Source organism: Stagnihabitans tardus, assembly GCF_009925085.1.
GTDB classification, from domain to species: Bacteria; Pseudomonadota; Alphaproteobacteria; order Rhodobacterales; family Rhodobacteraceae; genus Stagnihabitans; species Stagnihabitans tardus.
Genome location: NZ_JAABNR010000015.1, coordinates 1 through 21149 on the forward strand (window position 1 = coordinate 1; position 21149 = coordinate 21149).

General features: G+C 65.9%; 17 protein-coding genes. 10 read left to right on the forward strand and 7 right to left on the reverse strand.

The genetic code is table 11. The features are described from left to right. Nucleotides 1-81: 81 nt before the first annotated feature. From GV832_RS15140 to GV832_RS15155, 4 genes are all read left to right on the forward strand, one after another. A complete protein-coding gene (locus GV832_RS15140) occupies nt 82-417 on the forward strand; it encodes a HesB/IscA family protein (RefSeq protein ID WP_168775733.1) in 336 nt (111 codons plus the stop codon). Between the two features lie 190 nt (nt 418-607). Beyond that, the gene (locus GV832_RS15145; protein ID WP_168775734.1) at nt 608-1327 is read left to right on the forward strand and encodes a hypothetical protein; all 720 of its coding nucleotides are present in this window, start codon (nt 608-610) and stop codon (nt 1325-1327) included. Continuing rightward, a complete protein-coding gene (gene xth, locus GV832_RS15150) occupies nt 1324-2103 on the forward strand; it encodes an exodeoxyribonuclease III (RefSeq protein WP_168775735.1) in 780 nt (259 codons plus the stop codon). Before GV832_RS15145 ends, xth begins: the two co-directional genes overlap by 4 nt. Beyond that, nucleotides 2100-3377 carry an NAD(P)/FAD-dependent oxidoreductase gene (locus tag GV832_RS15155; protein WP_168775736.1) on the forward strand — a complete coding sequence of 426 codons (1278 nt, stop codon included), beginning with the start codon at nt 2100-2102 and terminating at the stop codon, nt 3375-3377. The genes xth and GV832_RS15155 overlap by 4 nt, the downstream gene beginning before the upstream one ends. 310 nt (nt 3378-3687) lie before the next feature. Here GV832_RS15155 and GV832_RS15160 read toward each other — a convergent pair whose 3' ends face one another. Continuing rightward, the gene (locus tag GV832_RS15160) at nt 3688-4137 is read right to left on the reverse strand and encodes an RrF2 family transcriptional regulator (RefSeq protein ID WP_168775737.1); all 450 of its coding nucleotides are present in this window, start codon (nt 4135-4137) and stop codon (nt 3688-3690) included. A 253-nt stretch (nt 4138-4390) separates the two neighbouring features. Between GV832_RS15160 and GV832_RS15165 the strand changes: the two genes are divergently transcribed. Further along, entirely contained in the window at nt 4391-10372 is a 5982-nt protein-coding gene (locus tag GV832_RS15165) for a calcium-binding protein (protein ID WP_168775738.1), read from the forward strand. Nucleotides 10373-10716: 344 nt separating this feature from the next. Here GV832_RS15165 and GV832_RS15170 read toward each other — a convergent pair whose 3' ends face one another. From GV832_RS15170 to GV832_RS15185, 4 genes are all read right to left on the reverse strand, one after another. Then, the gene (locus GV832_RS15170) at nt 10717-11637 is read right to left on the reverse strand and encodes a ribokinase (RefSeq protein ID WP_168775739.1); all 921 of its coding nucleotides are present in this window, start codon (nt 11635-11637) and stop codon (nt 10717-10719) included. Beyond that, nucleotides 11634-12104: an RbsD/FucU family protein gene (locus GV832_RS15175; protein ID WP_168775740.1), complete on the reverse strand. Its 471-nt coding sequence runs from the start codon at nt 12102-12104 to the stop codon at nt 11634-11636. The genes GV832_RS15170 and GV832_RS15175 overlap by 4 nt, the downstream gene beginning before the upstream one ends. Nucleotides 12105-12185: 81 nt before the next feature. Continuing rightward, on the reverse strand, nt 12186-12803 hold the full coding sequence (locus GV832_RS15180; RefSeq protein ID WP_168775741.1) for an SGNH/GDSL hydrolase family protein: 618 nt from the start codon (nt 12801-12803) through the stop codon (nt 12186-12188). Further along, a complete protein-coding gene (locus GV832_RS15185) occupies nt 12800-13846 on the reverse strand; it encodes an ABC transporter ATP-binding protein (RefSeq protein WP_168775742.1) in 1047 nt (348 codons plus the stop codon). The genes GV832_RS15180 and GV832_RS15185 overlap by 4 nt, the downstream gene beginning before the upstream one ends. A 216-nt stretch (nt 13847-14062) precedes the next feature. On the opposite strand from GV832_RS15185, the gene GV832_RS15190 reads away from it, so the two are divergent. The 4 genes from GV832_RS15190 to GV832_RS15205 all read left to right on the forward strand — a co-directional run bounded on the left by GV832_RS15190 (nt 14063) and on the right by GV832_RS15205 (nt 18335). Further along, complete coding sequence (locus tag GV832_RS15190; protein ID WP_168775743.1) at nt 14063-15697, forward strand: extracellular solute-binding protein; 1635 nt, start codon at nt 14063-14065, stop codon at nt 15695-15697. A gap of 149 nt (nt 15698-15846) precedes the next feature. Beyond that, on the forward strand, nt 15847-16953 hold the full coding sequence (locus GV832_RS15195) for a carbohydrate ABC transporter permease (protein ID WP_168775744.1): 1107 nt from the start codon (nt 15847-15849) through the stop codon (nt 16951-16953). A 15-nt stretch (nt 16954-16968) separates the two neighbouring features. Further along, nucleotides 16969-17883, forward strand: a complete 915-nt coding sequence (locus tag GV832_RS15200; protein ID WP_168775745.1) for a carbohydrate ABC transporter permease — start codon at nt 16969-16971, stop codon at nt 17881-17883. Further along, complete coding sequence (locus GV832_RS15205) at nt 17883-18335, forward strand: RbsD/FucU family protein (RefSeq protein WP_168775746.1); 453 nt, start codon at nt 17883-17885, stop codon at nt 18333-18335. Before GV832_RS15200 ends, GV832_RS15205 begins: the two co-directional genes overlap by 1 nt. 59 nt (nt 18336-18394) lie before the next feature. Here the strand turns inward: GV832_RS15205 and GV832_RS15210 are convergent, their stop codons facing one another. Beyond that, complete coding sequence (locus GV832_RS15210; RefSeq protein ID WP_168775747.1) at nt 18395-18853, reverse strand: Lrp/AsnC family transcriptional regulator; 459 nt, start codon at nt 18851-18853, stop codon at nt 18395-18397. Continuing rightward, nucleotides 18850-19305 carry an Lrp/AsnC family transcriptional regulator gene (locus GV832_RS15215; protein ID WP_168775748.1) on the reverse strand — a complete coding sequence of 152 codons (456 nt, stop codon included), beginning with the start codon at nt 19303-19305 and terminating at the stop codon, nt 18850-18852. The genes GV832_RS15210 and GV832_RS15215 overlap by 4 nt, the downstream gene beginning before the upstream one ends. A 123-nt stretch (nt 19306-19428) precedes the next feature. On the opposite strand from GV832_RS15215, the gene ilvC reads away from it, so the two are divergent. Further along, nucleotides 19429-20451 carry a ketol-acid reductoisomerase gene (gene ilvC / locus GV832_RS15220; RefSeq protein WP_168775749.1) on the forward strand — a complete coding sequence of 341 codons (1023 nt, stop codon included), beginning with the start codon at nt 19429-19431 and terminating at the stop codon, nt 20449-20451. The last annotated feature ends 698 nt before the right edge of the window (nt 20452-21149 follow it).

Genomic DNA, 21149 nt, shown 5'->3' on the forward strand with positions numbered 1-21149 from the left:
AGCCCCCCCGGCCTTCGGAGAGGATGCCAAGCCTTGAACCCGGCGCCCGCCCGGCCTATCTTCCCTGCAGGAGACCCAAACATGACCCTCACCCTGCCGCCCAAAGTCACGGACCGCGCCTTTCAGCGCCTGGCGGAGATTCTCAAGGCCACGGGCCAGCAGAAATCCCTGCGCATCGCGGTCGAGGGCGGCGGCTGCTCGGGGTTTCAATATGACATCAAGCTCGACGATCCTGCGGCCGATGACCTGATCATCGAGAAGGATGGCCAGAGGGTGCTGATCGACAGCATCTCCCTGCCCTATCTCTCCAACGCGGTCATCGACTTTTCGGCCGAGCTGATCGGGGCGCGCTTCGTGGTGGAGAACCCCAATGCCGTGGCCTCCTGCGGCTGCGGGACCTCCTTCTCGCTGGCCTGAGCGCGCCTGACCGAAGGGCCCATTGCCCAGGGCCCCTCCTCCGAACCTGGCACCCTCCCCGTCTCTCAACCCGGCCGCGCAGCAATTTCCGTTGCCGCCCTTGATCGCGGGATGCACAAGCTACCTTGGAGAGAGACGCCCGCCAGGGACCGCAGGGCACCAGCCGCGACACCAGGTCCAGGAGACCCCGATGCAACCCGTCCTCATGCTGGGCTCCGCCCCCTCTGCGACCGAGGCCGCCGCCTGGCCCAAGGCGCAGTTCGGCCAGATCGTCGTGATCAACAACGCCTGGCGCATCCGGCCCGACTGGGACCAGGCGATCTACCCCTGGGACTTCCCGCCCGACCGCCATCCGACCCCGGGCCCCGGCCAGAAGGTGGTCGCCGAGGAGGCCTTCGTCGCGGCGCAAAACCGCTTCGGCGGCTTCGTCTATGGCGGGGGCACCATGGCCTTCACCACGGCCTATTGGATCCTCGACGCCCTGCGCCCGCCCGTCGTCGCGGCCTTTGGCTGCGACATGCACTACCCCACCCAGGGGCCCACGCATTTCTACGGCCAGGGCACGCCCGACCCCTTGCGCGACGACATCTCGCTCCGCTCGCTCGAGGCGAAATCGGCGCGCTTCCTCTGCCTTGCCGCGCGTGAGGGAGTCGCTGCGGTGAACCTCTCCCAGGCGCCCTCGCGGCTGATCTGGCCCCGCGTCCGGCAGGAGGAGCTGGGCCAGGTCCGCCCCCTGGACCTTGACCCCGCCCTGATCGACCGGGCCCTGGCCCGCGAGGCCGAGCTTGATTACGTCGTCCCCTCGGGCCGCTATTGGGAAGAGCGCCACCGCTTCGATCCCGCTTTGCTGGACGAGGTCGACAGTTTGTGGTTGCAAGCCGCCCGCTCTGCGGCGCAAATCAGCGCATGAAGATCGCAAGTTTCAATATCAACGGGATCAACGCCCGGGCAGAGGCGCTGAAGACCTGGCTGACCGAGGCCAAGCCGGATGTCGTCTGCCTGCAAGAGACCAAGAAGGTCGATGCCGACTTCCCGCGCGCGGAGTTCGAGTCCCTGGGCTACCAGGTCGAACTCCATGGGATGAAGGCTTTCAACGGCGTGGCGATCCTGTCCAGGCTGCCCTTGGAGGATGTCACCCGCCGCCTGCCCGGGGATGACAGCGACGAACAGACCCGCTGGATCGAGGCCACGGTCATGGGCAAGCGCCCGGTCCGGGTCTGCGGGCTTTACCTGCCCAATGGCAACCCGGCGCCGGGGCCGAAATATGACTACAAGCTGGCCTGGATGGCGCGGATGGAGGCGCGGACCCGCGACCTTCTCGCGCTGGAGGAACCGCTCGTCCTCTGCGGCGATTACAACATCATCCCTCAGGCCGAGGATGCCGCCAATATCAAGGACTGGGCCGAGGATGCGCTTTACCTGCCCGCCTCGCGCGAGGCCTTTCGCCGCATCCTGAACCTCGGGCTCACCGATGCGATAAGGGCCAAGCACCCGGGGCCCGGCGTCTATTCCTATTGGGATTTCCAGCGCGGCGCCTGGGAGCGCAACAACGGCATCCGCATCGACCACCTGCTTCTGTCGCCGCAAGCCGCCGATCTCTTGCAGGATGCGGGGATCGACAAGGACGTAAGGGGCCGCGACAAGCCCTCTGATCACGTGCCGGTCTGGATCGAGCTGGACGCATGACCTATCCCGCAACCTGGTATGCCGAAACCCGCCTCGACCGGGCGGAGCGCCCTGCCCTGCAAGGGTCGCATGACACCGATACGCTGGTGATCGGAGGGGGCCTCGCGGGGCTGACCACCGCGCTGGAACTGGCCCGCGCGGGCGTCAAGGTCACGGTGCTGGAGGCGCAATCGGTGGGCTTTGGCGCCTCCGGCAGGAATGGCGGCATCGTCTCGGCCTCTTATGCCTGCGGGGCGGCCGGAATCCGCGCCCGGGCGGGGGTGGAGGGCGCGAAACGGCTCCATGACCTGTCGGTCGAGGGCGTGAACCGCCTGCGCAGCCATATCGACGAATTTGCGATCACGGGGGCCGAGCCGGTCAAGGGCCTCTTGCACCTGCGCCGCTTCGACCAGGGCGCCGATCTGCGCGCCGAGGCCGAAGAGCTGGCCGCCGAGGGCCTTCCGGTGACCTATCTCGACGCGGGGGCGATCCGCGACCGCCTGGAGACCACGCGCTATTACCACGGGATCGAGGATGCCCAGGCCTTCCACATCCATCCCTTGAACTACCTGCGCGGCCTCGCGCGGGCGGCCGAGGGGCTGGGGGTGAGGATCTTCGAGAACACCCCGGCGACGGCGACCGACTTTGGCATCAGCCAAAGGATCAAGACCCCCAAGGGCATGGCCACCGCCCGGCGCATCGTGATCGCGACGGGGGGCTATACCGGGCCGCTCTTCCCCCGGCTGCAAAAGGCGGTTCTCCCCATCGCCACCTACATGATGGCCACCGAGCCCGCGCCCGATCTCCTGGCCGAGGTGATCCGCACGCCCATGGCGGTGCTCGATGACCGCCGGGCCAGCGACTACTACCGGGTCAGCCAGGGCAGGCTCCTCTGGGGCGGGCGGATCACCACCCGCGCCGCCTCGGACCGCGCCGTGGCAAAGGACCTGCACCGCGCCATGGTCGAGGTCTATCCGCAGCTCGCGGGGCTGAAGGTCGACCAGGCCTGGTCGGGCCAGATGGGCTATGCCCGCCACCGGATGCCGCAACTCGGCCGCCTTGCGCCTGACCTGTGGCACATCACCGCCTTTGGCGGCCATGGGCTGAACACCACCGCCATCGCAGGCAAGGTCCTGGCCGAGGCGATCCTGGGCCAGTCGGACCGCATCAAGGCCTTTGCACCCTTCGGCCTCGACTGGGCGGGGGGCCGCCTTGGCCTCATCGCCGCGCAGCTGACCTATTGGGGGCTGCAAGCGCAGGACAAGTGGCGCGAAAGATCCAGCCCGAAGCTCTGACCCCAGCCCCGGGGAGGCGCTGCCTCCCCGGACCCCTCCGGGATATTTGTGAAAAGATGAAAGGGAGGGGGCGGTCGTGCGGGCCTTGCCTTGTCACGGCGGAAGGCGCCGCCCTCTTGCCGTCTTTTGCCGGATGATCGCTCGGACCAAAGACCCGGCTGCGCGCCCAAAGCGCCGGGTGCGGAGGGGCCGGGGGCTCCCCTGCTTTCATCTTTTCCCAAATATCCCCGCCGGAGGCCCTTCCCGAGCCGGTTGGCGCGCCAGCGCCAGAGGCGAGACAAAAGGAATGCGCCGCAGGTGCTCTATTGGATCACCCGAGGATGCGGTCGCTGACCTCGGCCGATTTCTGGATATCGGCGAGCGTCAGGCTTTCGATCAGCACCAGGTAAGACCAGAAGACCTCGGCAAAGACCTTGCGGATCCGACAGGTCTCTTCGTCCGAGCAATCCTCGCAGCGCTGATAGGCGCGGCGCGAGAGGCATTGCAGCGGCGCGATCGGCCCGTCGATCATCCGCAAGAGCTCTGACACCGAGACCGCCTCGGGCGGCTTGATCATCTGGTAGCCGCCGGTCCGCCCCCGGGTCGAGGCGATATAGCCCGCGTTGCGGATCTCCAGCAGGATATGTTCCAGGAAGCGCTTGGGCGCGCCTGACCGCTTGGCGATCTCCTCGATCGTCAGGGCCTCGGGTTGCGGCTTGGCCGCCTCATCCGCCAGGGTCAGGAGTGCCTTGAGCGCGTATTTCATCTTCTGCGTGATCATGGCTCAGACCTAGACGGATCGCGGGTGGGAATCAACGCGCAGCTTGCGGGCAAAGTGGGGCAATTGTTGCGACATTCACGACAATGGCCGCGAAATCCGGCGATTTCTGGCAATTTGGGAAATAGTGCCACATTTGAGCCCCGAAATGACCTTTAGCCTTGCCCGAGGCGTCCAACTTGTGCCGCAGCCGACCCTTAGCCCTTGCTCCAATCGCCCCGATCCGCATCCGGGCCGCATTCGATTGGAGAACCCCATGGCGACCTACACCGGCACCTCAGGCAACGACACCTTTACCGGCACGACCTCTGCGGACAGCATGACGGGTGCCGATGGCAACGATATCCTTTATGGCGGCAGCGGCGTCGACAGCCTTTTCGGCGGCAATGGCAACGACACGCTTTCGGGCGGGGCGAACAACGACACGATCGACGGCGGTTCGGGCTTCGACTGGGTGGATTACTCGGCCTCGACCGCGGCGGTCAACGTCAGCCTGGTTTCGGGCGCGACCAACACGGGCGGCGATGCGGCGGGCGACACGATCACGGCCTTGACGGTCGAGGCGATCCTGGGGTCGAACCTCAATGACACCCTGACCGGCGATGGCGTGGCCAACACGCTCAGCGGCGGGGCCGGCAACGACAGCATGAACGGCGGCGCGGGCAATGACACGCTCAACGGCGGCGACGGCAACGACACGCTGATCGGCGCGGCCGGGGCGGATACGATCGACGGCGGGGTCGGGACGGCCGATGTGGTCGACTACAGCGCCTCGACCCTTGCGGTCAACGTCAGCCTGGTGGCGGGCGCCACCAACACCGGCGGCGACGCGGCGGGCGATGTCCTGACCAATGTCGAGCGCATCATCGGTTCGGGCAACAACGACACCTTGACGGGCGACAGCGGGGCCAACTCGCTTTCGGGCGGCAATGGCGACGACAGCCTGGTGGGCGGCCTCGGCGCCGACACGATCGACGGCGGCGCGGGCAATGACACGGTGTCTTACGCGGCATCCTCCTCGGCGGTCGCGATCACCATCGGCGGAGCGGCGGGCACGGGCGGCGATGCGGCGGGCGACCTGATCACCACGGTCGAGGTTCTGATCGGCTCGGGCCTGGGCGATACCCTGGGCGGCGATGGCAATGCCAACACGCTGATCGGCGGCGCGGGCAACGACAGCCTTTCGGGAGCGGCTGGCAATGACAGCCTGGATGCGGGCGACGGCAACGATACGCTGATCGGCGGCGCGGGCAACGACTCGCTTTCGGGCGGCGCGGGCACGGACCTCGCCGATTACAGCGCCTCGTCCCTGGGCGTGAACGTCACGGTCAACGGCAATTCCAACACCGGCGGCGACGCGGCGGGCGACGTCCTGACCGGGATCGAGAACCTCCTGGGATCGGCCCTGGCCGATACCTTGCGCGGCGATGCCGGGGCCAATGCGCTTTACGGCGGCCTTGCCAACGACAGCCTGGTGGGGGGCGCGGGCGCCGACTACCTGGACGGCGGCGCGGGCAATGACACGGTCGATTACACAAGCGCCGGTTCGGCCGTCAACGTGACCCTGGGCGGAGTGTCTTCCAGCGGAGACGCCGCCGGAGACATCATCGTCAATGTCGAGACCCTGATCGGGTCGAACTTCAACGACACCTTGACCGGCGACACCAACAACAACGCGCTTTACGGCGGCTCGGGCAACGACATCCTGTCGGGCGGCGAGGGCGCGGACACGATCGACGGCGGAGCGGGCATCGACCAGGTGGACTATTCCGGCTCCACGGTCGGGATCTCGATCACCGTCGGCGGCGGAGCGGGCGTGGGTGGCGATGCCACGGGCGACGTGCTGACCAATATCGAGGGTCTTTTCGGCTCGCAGCAGGCCGACACGCTGGGCGGGGATGGCGGCAACAACATCCTGGGCGGCAATGGCGGCGACGACAACCTGTCGGGCGGGTCGGGCAACGACACGCTGAACGGCGGGGCGGATGACGACCGGCTGATCGGTGGCGCGGGCAACGACGTGCTGAACGGCGGCGACGGGGTCGACACGGCCGATTACTCGGCCTCTTCGGTCGGGGTCACGGTCAACCTGGCCACGGGCGGCGGCACGGGCGGCGATGCGGCGGGCGACACGCTGACCGACATCGAGAATGTCATCGGCTCGGCCCTGGCCGATGCCCTGACCGGCAACAGCGCTGGCAACGTCCTGACCGGCGGAACCGGCAACGACTCGCTTTACGGCGGCGATGGCAACGACGTGCTGACGGGGGGCGCGGGCAATGACCTGCTGGACGGCGGCGCGGGCATCGACCTCATCGACTTCTCGGCCGGCACCAATGCGATCAACTACAACATCTCCACCGGCGTCCTGACGGGGGCGACCGAGGGCACCGACACGCTGATCTCGATCGAGGGCGTCGCGGCGACGGCCTTCAACGACACGCTGACCGGGTCCACGGGCGACAACATCTTCCGCGGTGGCGCGGGGGCCGACCTGATCACCGGCAACGGCGGCACGGATACGATCGACTACACCGGATCGTCCGAGGCCGTCACGGTCGACCTGATGAGCCAGACCGTCTCGGGCGGGGATGCGACGGGCGACACGATCGTCGGCATGACCCATGCCATCGGCTCTTCGGGCGCCGACAGCATCATCGGCAACGACAGCAACAACCTTCTGATCGGCGGCGAGGGCGCGGACACGATCAACGGCGGCGACGGGTCGGACACGGTGTCCTATGCCGGGTCGGCCGATGGGGTGAACATGTCGCTGACCGGCGGCTGGGGCATCGGCGGCGCGGCGGCAGGCGACAACCTGGTCAATGTCGAGAACCTGATCGGCTCGAGCCACAATGACACGCTGACCGGCGACACGGCCAACAACCTCCTGCAAGGCGGCGACGGCAATGACGATCTGAACGGCCATGCGGGCAACGACACGCTTCTGGGCGGCAGGGGCGACGACTTCTATACCGTGACCTCGGCCGACACCGTGATCACCGAAGCTGCGGGCGAGGGCACCGACACGGTCATCACCAATGTCGAGACGACCCTGGGCGACAACTTCGAGAACCTGACCCTTTCGGGCCAGCTTGACCTGCGCGCCACCGGCAATGCGCTGGACAATGTCATCACCGGCAACTCGGGCCTCTCGGGCTTCGTGGGGATGCGCGGCTGGAACCTGCTGGAGGGCCTGGCGGGCAACGATACGCTGGTCGGCAACAATGGCGACGACACGCTGGACGGCGGCACGGGCAACGACAGCATGACCGGCGGCCTGGACAACGACACCTATATCGTCGACAGCCTGGATGACGTGGTCGTCGAGCTTTCGGGCCAGGGCATCGACACCGTGGTCTCTTCGCTGAGCTGGACGCTGACCTCGGCCTATGTCGAGAACCTGACCCTGACCGGCTCGAGCGACCTGACCGGCACCGGCAATGTCGGCGCCAATGGGCTGACCGGCAACACCGGGGCCAATGTCCTCTCGGGCGGCGATGGCAATGACACGCTGAACGGCGGAGAAGGCAATGACACGCTGATCGGCGGCGTGGGTGTCGACAGCATGATCGGCGGCGCCGGGGCGGATACGTTCTACGTCGACAACATCAGCGACAAGGTCAACGAGACGATCGGCAGCGGCGACGACGTGGTCTATGCCTCGGTGAGCCATACCCTGTCCTCTTATGTCGAAGACCTCTTCCTGACGGGCACGGCCGCCAATGGCACGGGCAATGCCTCCGACAACCTGATCACCGGCAATGCCTCCAACAACCTGCTGACCGGCCTTGGCGGCAATGACACGCTGACGGGCGATGCGGGCAACGACACGCTGGACGGCGGCACGGGCAACGACAGCATGACCGGCGGCACGGGCGACGACCGCTATGTCGTGGACAGCGCGGGCGACGTGGTGATCGAGGCCGATGGCCAGGGTTATGACCAGGTCACGGCGGCGGCGAACTTCACCATCACCGGTTCGATCGAGAAGCTGATCCTCTCGGGCAGCTCGGGCTATACCGGCACCGGCAGCGCGCTGAACGATGTCATCGTCGGCAACACCGGGTCCAACCAGATCCTGGGCATGGCGGGCAACGACACGCTGGACGGCGGCTCGGGCTCTGACACGATCGACGGCGGTGCGGGCGATGACAGCATGACCGGCGGCACCGGCAATGACACCTTCATCATCGACAGCGCCAACGACATCATCGTCGAACTGGCCAATGGCGGCACCGACACGGTTGTCAGCTCCTTCGCCATCTCGCTGGCCGCCAATGTCGAGAACCTGACCCTGACCGGGCTGGCTGACCTGAATGCCACGGGCAACGAGGTCAACAACATCCTGACCGGCAACGACGGCAAGAATGCGCTGTCGGGCGGGCTGGGTGCGGATACGCTGATCGGCGGCGCGGGCAACGACACGCTGGACGGCGGCGACGGCAACGACAGCCTTGCGGGCGGGGCGGGCGACGACATCTACTATGTCTCCTCCTCGGGCGACAAGATCACCGAGGCGCTGAATGCCGGCCTCGACACGGTCTATGCCGCGGTCACCTATTCGCTGGGCTCGGCCACCAATGTCGAGAACCTGACCCTGCTGGATGGCGGCACCAATGCCACCGGCTCTTCGGGCAACAACATCCTGACCGGCAATGGCACGGCCAATGTCCTTGACGGGGCGACGGGCAACGACACGCTGGTCGGCGCGGGCGGCGATGACACGCTGATCGGCGGCGCGGGCGTGGACCAGATGGCGGGCGGCGCGGGCAACGACACCTATGTGGTCGAAAGCCTGGGCGACACGGTGACCGAGGCCCTGAACGAGGGCGCCGACCTGGTGCAATCGAGCGTCACCTTCACCCTGGGCGCCAATCTTGAAAACCTGACCCTGACCGGGACCTCCTCGGTCGCGGGAACGGGCAACGGCCTGTCCAACCTGATCCTGGGCAATGGCGGGGCGAACCTCTTGACCGGCGGCGACGGCAACGACACGCTGAACGGCGGCAATGGCGCGGATACGCTGGACGGCGGCACGGGCAACGACAGCCTCGTCGGCGGCACGGGCAACGACACGTTCATCGTCGACTCCTCGGCCGATACCCTGGTCGAGGCAGGGGCGGGCGGCACCGATACGGTGATCTCGTCGCTGTCCTGGACCCTGGCCTCGAACTTCGAGCACCTGACGCTGACCGGGCTCGAGGGCCTGGCGGGGACCGGCAACTCCTTGAACAACATCCTTCTGGGCAATGACGGCGCCAACGAGCTTTCGGGCCTCGCGGGCAACGACACGCTGACCGGAGGCGCGGGCAACGACACGCTGGACGGCGGGGCGGGCAACGACAGCCTGACGGGCGGTGCGGGCGACGACAGCTATATCGTCGACAGCGCGACCGACAAGGTCATCGAAGTCGCAGGCGGCGGCACCGACACGGTCAGCGCCTCGGTCACCCATACCCTGGCGGCCAATGTCGAGAACCTGACGCTGACGGGCGGCACCGCGATCGACGGGATCGGCAACACGCTGCACAACGTGCTGACCGGCAACTCGAGCGCCAACCTGCTGCAGGGCCTGGATGGGACGGACACGCTGGTGGGCGGCGCGGGCGACGACACGCTGGATGGCGGCAAGGGCGACGACAGCATGACGGGGGGCACCGGCAACGACACCTTCGTCATCGACAGCCAGGCCGATGTGATGGTCGAAGGGGCCGCGGGCGGCACGGATACGGTGCAAAGCAGCATCAGCCTGACCTTGCAGGCCAATTTCGAAAACCTGGTCCTGACCGGCACCACCAGCCTCTCGGGGACGGGCAATGTGCTGAACAACCAGATCACGGGCAATGGCGGCTCCAACCAGCTGCAGGGCGCGGGCGGGGATGACACCCTGCAGGGCAATGGCGGCAACGACAACCTGACCGGCGGCATCGGCGCGGACCACTTCGTCTTCGCCTCGGCCTCGGGCAACGGCACGGATACGGTCACCGATTTCAACGCGCTGGATGGCGGGGCGGCGGAAGGCGACGTGCTGGAGTTCGTGGGCCTCTTGAAGGGCGCTTTCGCCTACCTGGGTTCGGGCACCTTCACCGGCGGGCTCGACAATTCCGAAGCACGGTTCTCGGGCGGCATGCTCTATGTCGACTGCGACGGCAACGGGGTGGCGGATATCTCGATCGTGATGTCGGGCATGACTTCGGCGGGCCAACTGACCCTGGCCGACTTCCTCTGGAGCTGATCCCCAGGCGGGCGCGAGAAGATCGCGCCCGCCTGACCTTGCGGAGCGCCTGCGGCGCAAGACTTTTGCCTCACCCAAGCCCCCTGCGAAGACGCAGGGGGCTTGGGCTCAGGCGGCCCTTGGCGGGGATGTTCGGGAACAGGTGCAAAGGGCGCGGGTTGCAGCGCCCGAGCTTCACGACAAAGGCGCGCCGGAGGCCCGCGCCCCTTTCGACTTCAGACTTGCCCAAATATGCGCCTTGAGTCCGGGCTTTCAATTTGGCCCAAATACTCAAACCGCCCCCCCTTTCATACTTGCCCAAATATCCCGGGGGGGGCGCGGCAGCGCGGGGGGCAGCGCCCCCCTCAACCTTTCAAGAGCGCCAGGGTCTCGGCCCTTGCGGGCATCGAGGGGGCCGTGCCTGGACGGGTGACCGAGATCCCTGCCGTGGCCGAGCCGAAGCGGCAGGCTTCGACCGGGTCCTGGCCCTCGGCCAAGGCTGCGGCGAAACCGCCGTTGAAGGCATCGCCCGCGCCGGTGGTCTCGACCACGGGGCCCGCCTTGAAGGGCGGGATATGGACAGTGCGGGCGCCGTCATGGAAGAGCGCGCCCTTGTCGCCCAGCGTGATGATCGCGGCCCCTGCCCCCATCTCGCGCAGGCGGCGGGCCGCCGTCTCGGCCTCGGCCACCGAGGTCACGGGCAGGCCGGTCAGGGCCTCGGCCTCGGATTCGTTCGGGGTCACGTAATCGCAAAAGGCCAGCATGCCCTCGGGCAGGGAGGCCGCAGGGGCCGGGTTCAGGATCGTGGTGACCCCGGCGGCCTTTGCCATCTGCAGCGCATGCAGCGCCACGGGGATGGGCTGCTCCAGCTGGGTGATGAAGACCTGCGCGCCCTCGATCAGGGCCCGGTTGGCGTCGATATCGGCGTTGGAGATATCGGCCGCCGCCCCGGGAGAGATGATGATGGCATTATTGCCCGTGGCATCCTCGATGAAGATATAGGCCGCCCCGGTATAGCTTTTGGGGTCCTGTGTCACCGCCGGATGGACGCCCGCCTTCTTCCAGGTCGCCATGGCGATATCGGCAAAGGCATCGGCACCGAGGCGCGAGATGAAATGCGTCTCGGCCCCCGCCATGGCCGAGGCCACCGACTGGTTCGAGCCCTTGCCGCCCGGCCCCAGGACGAAGCTGCGGCCCAGGATCGTCTCGCCCATCTTGGGCTGGCGCGGCGCGCGATAGGCGGTGTCGGCGACGAAAACGCCGAGGTTGACGACTTTACCCATCATTTCGCCTCCGCCGAAGAAACTGGGGGAGGGATGACGCCCTTGCGGAAGATGAAGCAGCCATAGAAGCGGCGCTCGCCGGTCTGGATCACGGCATAGGCCTCCTTGGCGGCCTCGTAGAAGGCGAAGCGCTCGATCGAGACCATGGGGCGCGGCTGGCCTTCGGCGGCGTCAATCGCGGCCTGGACCTCTTGTTGCACGGCCGGGATGTCAGAGGGGGCGCCCACGACTTCCATGCGGGCGGCGTGGTCGGGGACGAAGGTGTCCAAGGGCAGGACCGAGAGGATGGCCTCGGTGGCCTCGGCGGTCGTCAGGTTCTCCATCCGCAGAAGCTGGCCCGTGATCGTGTGGCGGGCGACCGAATCGCTGGGGAAATTGGTGTCGGCCAGGACCAAGGTGTCGCCGTGACCCATGGCGCGGAGCACCTGGATGACCTCGGCATTGAGGCGGTTGTCGAAGTTCTTGAGCATGGATCCTCCCCCTTTGCGGCACCGCCGGGGGTTTTGCACCCCCGGACCCCCGCAGGATATTTGAGCCAAATTGAAAGGCCCTCAGGCCAATATGTCGCGCACGGCGTCGGCCAAGGCAAGGCCGAGGGTGACTTGCGCCTCGGCATCGTAATGGATGCCGTCCACGGGGGAGACCTGGACATGGGCGCCCGCGTCGAAGAAGTTCAGGCCCGTGCGCTGGCACATGGCTTCGATGGCGGGGGCGAGTTGGCGGGACTTTGCCGCGCCTTCGCTGAACATCTGGGCGAGGCAGCCCTGTTCCAGGATCGGCGGCGGGGCGACGATCAGGATTTTCGCCTTTGGGGCCTGGGTGCGGATCACATTGGCCAGGCGTTCGAGGCAGAAGGCGATGTCATGGGCCGAAACGTGGAAACAGTGTTTCAGGTCATTGGTGCCAAGCTTGACGATCACAAGGTCCAGCGGCTTGTGGGATTCCAGAAGCGCGGGCAGCACCGTCAGCCCGTTGCGATGCGGCCCCGACATCGGGTCGTCATGGACCGTGGTGCGACCCGGATGGCCTTCGTTGATCACCTCGTGGCCCGTCGCCTTGGCCAGCACCGAGGGCCAGCGGGCCTCATGGCCGAAGCGGCCCTCGAAATCGAGCGAGGGCATCGGCATGGTGCCATGGGTGTTGCTGTCGCCGAAACAGAGGATCGTCATCCGATGCGCTCTCCGGTCGCGGTGTCGAAGAGGTGGACGAGGGAGAGGTCGGGCGTCACGCGCAGGCTTTGGCCCGGCTTGAAGGCCTGGCGCTCGCGGACCACGGCGACGAGTTCGGTCTCGCCCGCCCGCAGGACGAGGTGGATCTCGGCGCCGGTGGGTTCCACGACGACGATCTGGACCTCGGTGCCCTCGGGCGACAGGGAGAGGTGTTCGGGGCGGATGCCATAGGTGACCTTGCGGCCTTCGGCGGCACCGGGGGGCATGGGCAGGTCAAGGCCGGGCGCGGTGAAGCGGCCGTTCTTCACCACGCCCTCGATGAGGTTCATGGCCGGAGAGCCGATGAAGCCCGCGACGAAAGTGTTGGCGGGGCGGTCGTAAAGCTCCAAGGGCGCGCCGATCTGGGAGATGCGGCCTTCGCGCATGACGACGATGCGGTCGGCCATGGTCATGGCCTCGATCTGGTCATGGGTGACATAGACGGTCGTGGTCTTCAGCCGCTGGTGCAGCTCGCGGATCTCGGTGCGCATCTGGACGCGGAGTTTGGCGTCGAGGTTCGAGAGCGGCTCGTCGAAAAGGAAGACCTGGGGGTTGCGGACAATCGCGCGGCCCATGGCGACGCGCTGGCGCTGGCCGCCCGACATGGCGCGGGGATAGCGCGCGAGGTAAGGCGTCAGGCCGAGGATCTCGGCGGCTTCCGCAACACGGCGGTCGATCTCCTCCTTGGGCATCCCCGCCATCTTCAGGGGGAAGCCCATGTTCGCGGCCACGGTCTTGTGCGGATACAAAGCGTAGTTCTGGAAGACCATGGCGATGTCGCGTTCCGAGGGCGCGAGGTTGTTCACCACGCGCGGCCCGATGGAAATGGTCCCGCCCGAGATTGCCTCCAGCCCCGCCAGCATCCGCAGAAGCGTCGACTTGCCGCAGCCCGAGGGCCCGACGAGGACGACGAACTCTCCATCCGGGATATCGACATTCACCCCATGCACGACTTGCAAGCCGCCATAGGACTTGACCAGGTCGCGGATTTTCACTTCGGCCATCGCTGCCTCCCCCCTCTTTGCCCCTTTTCGTAGCCGCGCCCGCTGGCCCTGTCCACAGCGAACACGTCTTCTGGCGTGCTAACATGTCAGTGCTTGACTTGGGGCGGCTTCGTGGTGAAAGTCGGGTCAAGTCTGACCGGGCCAGAGGACCCTGCGGGGGGTCTGGGGCGGACGACAAACACCCGGGGAAACCCCGGGGGCTCTTGGGAGGAAGAGATGAAAACCGGACTTTACGAATATGCCGTGCGTCGGGGCATGACCCGGCGCGGCGTGCTGCAAAGCGCGGCCTCGGTGGCGGCGCTGTCGATGATGGGCGGGGCGTTGAAGCCCAAGGCCGCCCTGGCGCAGGACGATCTGCGGGCGCAGATCCTGGCGATTCCGGGCGTGGGGAACGGGTCTCCGACCGATGCGGATTGGCAGAAGGTGGGCGAGCTTTGCCTCGGCGCCACCAAGGCCAATGTGGCCGAGGGCGAGTTCGCGGGCGTCGAACTGACCTTCCTGGGGCTGAACAACCAGAACCTGCACAACTTCCTGTTCCGCGGCTTCCTGACCTCGTGGGAGAAATACACGGGCGCCAAGATCAACTGGGTCGACCTGGCCCAGGCCGATTATAACCCGCGCCTGCAACAGGCCATCGCCACGGGCACGGTCGATTTCGACATCGTCGAAATGGGCGCTCCGTTCGAGGGCGACACGGCGGGCAAGGGCCTGCTGGACGAGATGCCGGATTGGGTCAAGGCCCAGATCGACATGGACGACTATGTGAACTACCTGAAGGCGCCCGTCGGCACCTGGGATGGCAAGACCTACCGGATCACGGTGGACGGCGACTGCCACACATTCGCCTATCGCAAGGACTATTTCGGCGAGGGCTCGATTTCGGGCATGGCCGAGGCGCCGACCCATTGGGAAGACGTCAACGCGGCCTCGCTGGCCGTCCTGGGCAAGAATGACCCGCTGACCGGCGCGCCGGCCTTCGGCTTCCTGGACCCGCTGAAGGGCTGGGGCGGCTTTGGCTTCTACTTCCTGGAAGACCGCGCTTCGGCCTATGCCAAGCACCCGGACGATCCGGCATGGCTCTTCGACCCCGACACGATGAAGCCGCGCGTCAACAACCCGGCCTGGGTCCAGGCGATCCAGGACGTCATGGACATGATCAAGGGCAACGCCCTGCCCCCCGACCAGATCAACGCCGACCCCGGCACGACCGCCTTCCAGCAGTTCCTGGCAGGTACGGGTTCGATGATCACCTGGTGGGGTGACGTGGGCTCGAACGCCAAGACCTCGGATTCCTCGGTCATCGGCGATGTCGTGGGCTTCTCGATCAACCCGGGCGCCAAGAAGGTCTACAACTCCAAGACCTCTGCCTGGGAAGAGAAGGAAAACTTCGCGCCCAACATGGCTTACCTCGGCTGGGGCATCTATGTGACCAACCGTGTCTCGGGCGACGAGAAGAAGCGCAAGGCGGCCTGGTCGGCTGCGGCGCATCTGGGCGGCAAGGACATTTCGCTGTGGACCGCCGCTTACCCCTCGGGCTTCCAGCCCTACCGCAACAGCCACTTCAACTACGACGAATGGGCGGCGGCGGGCTATGACAAGGCCTTTGTCGAGGATTACCTGGGCTCCAACGCCGACAGCTACAACCACCCGAACGCGGCCATCGAACCGCGGATCCCGGGGATCTTCCAGTACTACTCGGTCGCCGAGGATGAATTGGCCAAGGGCTTCGCGGGGCAATATGCCTCGGCGCAAGAGACCGCCGATGCCATCGCCGCCGCCTGGGAGAAGATCACCGACCAGATCGGGCGCGACAACCAGGTGAAGCTGTACAAGGCCAGCCTGGGCATGTGATGGAACGGGGCGCGGGAGACCGCGCCCCACCCCTGCCAGCGGTGCGCTGAAGCGCACCCTACCCAAACACCGTAGGGTGCGCTTCAGCGCACCTTTACAGAACGTCGTAGGGTGCGTGCTTGCACGCACCTTTTCTATCGGATGGAAGCATGAGCAGCGGCGATCTTCTGCATGTCGTCACGGTTGACGATATCTCTTCGGGGCGCAGGCTCCTCGGGCGGGGCTTGATCTGGGGCTCGCTGGCGCTCCTGGTCCTGGTGGCCATGCTGCAAAGCCAGCAGGTCTGGGGCGGGGTCGATCATGGCTTCGCCAATTGGCGGCCGACGCTTTACGCCTATCTGGTCTTCTCCATCTGCCTCTGCTGGGCGCAGGTGATCCTGCGCGGAGAGCAGGGCAAGCGCACGCTCTTCGTCCTGCCGGCCGCGCTGTTTGTCGTCTCCTTGACGGTCTTTCCGCTGCTTTTCGGTCTGATCATCGCCTTTTCCAACTGGAACCTGTCGAACCCCGACGGGCGCCAATTCAACGGCTTGGACAATGTCTGGCAGATGTGGGCCGACCCGTTCTACTGGAATGCCCTGACCAATATGGTCTGGTATTGCCTGGCCATCCTGCCGGAATATGTCGTCGCCTTCGGCCTCGCGCTGCTTCTGAACGCCCAGATCCGGGCGCGGAAGTTCTTCCGCGTGGCCTTCCTTCTGCCGCTGATGCTGTCGCCCGTCGCCGTCTCCTGGATGATCGGCAAGTCCATGCTGGTGATCCAACCTGCGGGCCCCGTGATCCGGCTGTTGAAGTTCGTGGGCGTCGAGAGCCCGGCGCTCTTCTCCACCGGATGGACGGCCAAGGCGGTCATCATGGCGATGGATGCCTGGACCTTCATCCCCTTCATGATGATCATGATCCTTGCGGGCCTGCAGGCCATCCCGAAAGAGCTGCAAGAGGCCGCCCGGGTCGATGGCGCCACGGGCTGGAAAAGCTTCTGGGAGGTCACCTTCCCCCTCATGCTGCCCGTCACCGTCACCGCCCTCCTGATCCGGCTGATCTTCAAGCTGAAGCTCGCCGACATCATCATCAACGTGACCAGCGGAGGGCCCGGAGGAGCGACCGACTCTGTCACCTCCTTCATCTTCCGCGAATACCGCGACCGGTCGAACGTGGGTTACGGCACGCTTCTGGCCATGGTCTACCTCGTGCTGATCATCATCGTGATGACCGTGCTGATGAAATTCGCCGACAAGGCCGTGAGGCCCCGGACCTGATGAGCCTCACCTGACATGACCCAGATCTTCCACGACGCCCCCGCCGACCGCAACTTCCGGGCCAAATGGTTCACCGGCCGCCTGGTGATCTACGGCGCGCTCATCCTTTGGGCCTTCATCTGCCTCTTCCCGATCTATTGGACGCTCTCGACCTCGTTCAAGGCGGCGGCGGATGTGATGAAGGGCTCGATGATCCCATGGGTCGATTTCGCGCCGAAATGGCTGGGGTGGAAGTCGCTTGGCCTCTCGCCCGAGACCCTGATGCAGGACAGCACGGTCCGCGACGAGTTCCTGCGGCGGTTCTGGAATTCGACCATCATCGCGGGGACCTCTTCGGTGCTGGCGACCGCGCTGGGGTCGATGGCGGCCTATGGGCTGAGCCGTTTCAGCTATAAATTCCTGTGGATGAAGAACCAGGACATCTCCTTCTTCTTCCTCAGCCAGCTGATCCTGCCGCCCGTGGTGCTCGCCCTGCCCTTCCTGGTGCTTTACAAGGAGCTGGACCTTCTGGACAACCACGTGGGCCTGATCGCGATCTACACGCTTTCGGTCCTGCCCATCGTCATCTGGATCATGAAGGACCAGTTCGAATCGATCCCGACCGAGCTGGAAGAGGCCGCCATGGTCGATGGCCTGTCGATCTGGGGCGCCTTTCTGACCATCATCCTTCCGATTGCGCTGCCCGGCATGGTGGCGGCGCTGATCCTCTCGCTGGTCCTGACCTGGAACGAGTATTTCTTTGCAGCACTCCTGACCTCGACCCATGCAAATACCCTGCCCGTCATGGTGGCGAGCCAGACCGGGTCGCAGGGCATCTCCTGGTGGTCGATGGCGGCCCTGAGCTTTGCCGCGATCCTGCCCCTGATCATCATCGGCGTGGCGCTGGAGCGCTTCATCATCAAGGGCATGGCGGCGGGGGCGGTGAAGTAATGCTGAAGGGCATCGACCGCAGGCTTTCGGCCGAGATCCTGCATGTGCTGATGCAGATGGGCCATGGCGACGACCTGCTTTTGTGCGACATCAACCACCCCGCCGTGACGATTGCCGCCCAGACGACCCATGGGCGGCTCATCGACATGGGCGGCTGCGACCTGTTGCAAGCCGCCGAGGCCGTGCTTTCGCTGATGCCCTTGGACAGCTTCGTCCCCGCCCCCGTGGCGCGCATGCAGGTCGTGGACGCCCCCGAGCGCACCCTGCCGCTCTTCGACGAGTTCCAGGCGCTTTGCACCCGCATGGAGGGCCGCGCCATCGCGCTGGAGCCCCTGGAGCGCTTCGCCTTCTACAGCCGCGCGAAGGGCGCCTTCGCGGTGATCCGCACCTCGGACCCCGGGCCCTATGGCTGCTTCATCCTGAAGAAGGGCGTCATCGACCTGCCCCGATAAGCGGTGGGTTTCACCCACCCTACGCCGGGCGCCTGCCGTAGGGTGGGTGAAACCCACCGCTACCCGATAGGCCCCGGCCGCGCCTCTTCCGAGAGAAGCACATTGGCTTCGACATTGCCCACCCCGGGCAGGGTCATGATCCGCCGCCGCAACACGCGTTCGAAATCCGGGATATCCCGCGCCACGACCCTCAAGCGATAGTCGAAAAGCCCCAGCACATGCTGCACGACCTGGACCTCGGGGATGGCCATGACCGCGCGCTCGAAATCCTCGAAACTGCCGCGCCCCTTGGCCGCGAGCTTCACCCCAAGGAAGACCGTGACACCGAAGCCAAGTGCAGCCCGGTCGGTCTCGACCGCAAGCCCCCGCAGGACCCCGGCTTCCGTGAGCCGCTTCACCCGGCGCCAGGCCGCGGGCTGGCTGAGCCCCAGCCGCCGCCCCAATTCCCCCGCCGAGAGGTCGCCCTCCCGGCTCAGCGCCCGCAGAAGCGCGCGGTCCGTGTCATCCAGGTCGATCACAGCGGCAAGCCCTCCGATTCCTTGATGGTCGAGATCAGCATCAAGGCCTCGACCTCGGCGATATGCGGCAGCGCGAGGATCTTCTCGCGGTAGACCTCTTGCCAATGCCCCATATCGCGCGCCACCGCGTTCAGACGCACATCGACGCGGCCCAGAAAGGTCTGGATCGCCACGACCTCGGGCACATCCCGCGCCGCCGCGATGAACTCGTCAAAGGCGCGGGGATTGGTCTTGTCCAGCGTGAAGCGCAAAGAGACCTCGACCGCGAAGCCCAGGGCCTTCCAGTCGATGCGGGCGCGCACCGCCTTGACCACGCCCGCCTGGCGGAGCCGCTCCATCCGGCGCCCCAGGGTCGCCTGGGTCACCCCGGCCCTCTCGGCCAGGACCGCGCGGGCCGCGTCGGGCTCTCCCAGCCAGTGGCGCAGGATGCGACGGTCGGTCTCGTCCAGCATGAAATCCTCATGAATTCGTATAGGCGCGCATGATTTCTCGCAGATATCTCACGAACTGTCAAAGATTGCACCGATCCGCGCGAAAATTCCCCTATTCTGCCGCCATCAAAGAAGGAGAACGCCATGCGCGTCTATTACGATCGCGATTGCGATGTGAATCTGATCAAGGACAAGAAAGTCGCCATCCTGGGCTACGGCAGCCAGGGTCACGCCCATGCGCTGAACCTGCGCGACTCGGGCGCCAAGAACCTGGTCATCGCCCTGCGCGAAGGCTCGCCCTCGGCCAAGAAGGCCGAAGCCGAAGGCCTCAAGGTCATGGGCATCGCCGAAGCCGCCGCCTGGTGCGACCTGATCATGTTCACCATGCCCGACGAACTGCAGGCCGCGACCTACAAGAAATACGTCCATGACAACCTGCGTGAAGGCGCCGCGATCGCCTTCGCCCATGGCCTGAACGTCCACTTCGGCCTGATCGAGCCCAAGCCCGGCGTCGACGTCATCATGATGGCGCCCAAGGGCCCCGGCCACACCGTGCGCGGCGAATACACCAAGGGCGGCGGCGTGCCCTGCCTCGTGGCCGTCCACCAGGACGCCTCCGGCAAGGCCATGGAAATCGGCCTCTCCTATTGCTCGGGCATCGGCGGCGGCCGTTCGGGCATCATCGAGACCAACTTCCGCCAGGAATGCGAAACCGACCTCTTCGGCGAGCAGGCGGTCCTCTGCGGCGGCCTGGTCGAACTGATCCGCATGGGCTTCGAGACCCTGGTCGAAGCGGGCTACGAGCCCGAGATGGCCTATTTCGAATGCCTGCACGAGGTGAAGCTGATCGTCGACCTGATCTATGAGGGCGGCATCGCGAACATGAACTACTCGATCTCGAACACGGCCGAATATGGCGAATATGTCTCCGGCCCGCGCATCCTGCCCTATGACGAGACCAAGGCGCGGATGAAGGCGGTCCTGAAGGACATCCAGACCGGCAAGTTCGTGCGTGACTTCATGCAGGAAAACGCCGTGGGCCAGCCCTTCTTCAAGGCGACCCGTCGCATCAACGACGAGCACCAGATCGAGAAGGTCGGCGAGAAGCTGCGCGCCATGATGCCCTGGATTTCCAAGGGCAAGATGGTCGACAAGTCGCGGAACTGAACGCGGTGCGCTGAAGCGCAGCCTACGAAAGACCATGGGCCGGGGGGAAACCTCCGGCCCTTGGCTTGATTGGCAGGCAAGAGGATGTCAGGCTCAGCGAGAAATCCGCGGGACCTCGACCATGCCAAAACCAATTTCCGAGATGACCGCGGCCCAGATCGCCACCGAGCTGGCCAATTTCGACAAGTACCGGATATCGAAAGATCCAGGCCGTCTCGCGGCTTTCCTCAAGAGCAAGGACCGCTTCGAGGCACTGTGCCGAGCACGTGACCAGATCACGGGGTTCGATTGCAAGGTGTCGCTGCAGGTGATCGCAAGCGCCGCAGCAAGCAAGCGCTTCGTTTGCTACAAGGACATTTCCGACGCCAATGGAATCGACTGGAACCGGGCGCGGCGGATCATCCCCGACCATCTGTGGGACCTCGTCCGCGACAGTCATTCACAGTGGGGCTTCTTGGTTACGGCGGTGATCGTGAACAAGGAGCACTTCGGGGATGGGATGATGGAACCCGAGACTCTGAGGGGCTTCATCCGTGCAGCGGAAGGACTTCACATCCCGATCGGGGATCCAACTGCCTTCCTGCGCGCCCAGCAAGCCCAGGTCTTTGCGCATTTCGCCCCTGAATTGATCTGGCAGGCAAAGCACGATGCCCCCCCAGTCGGCAGGGCGACGCCCGGCGCAGCTCCGGGCCCCTACA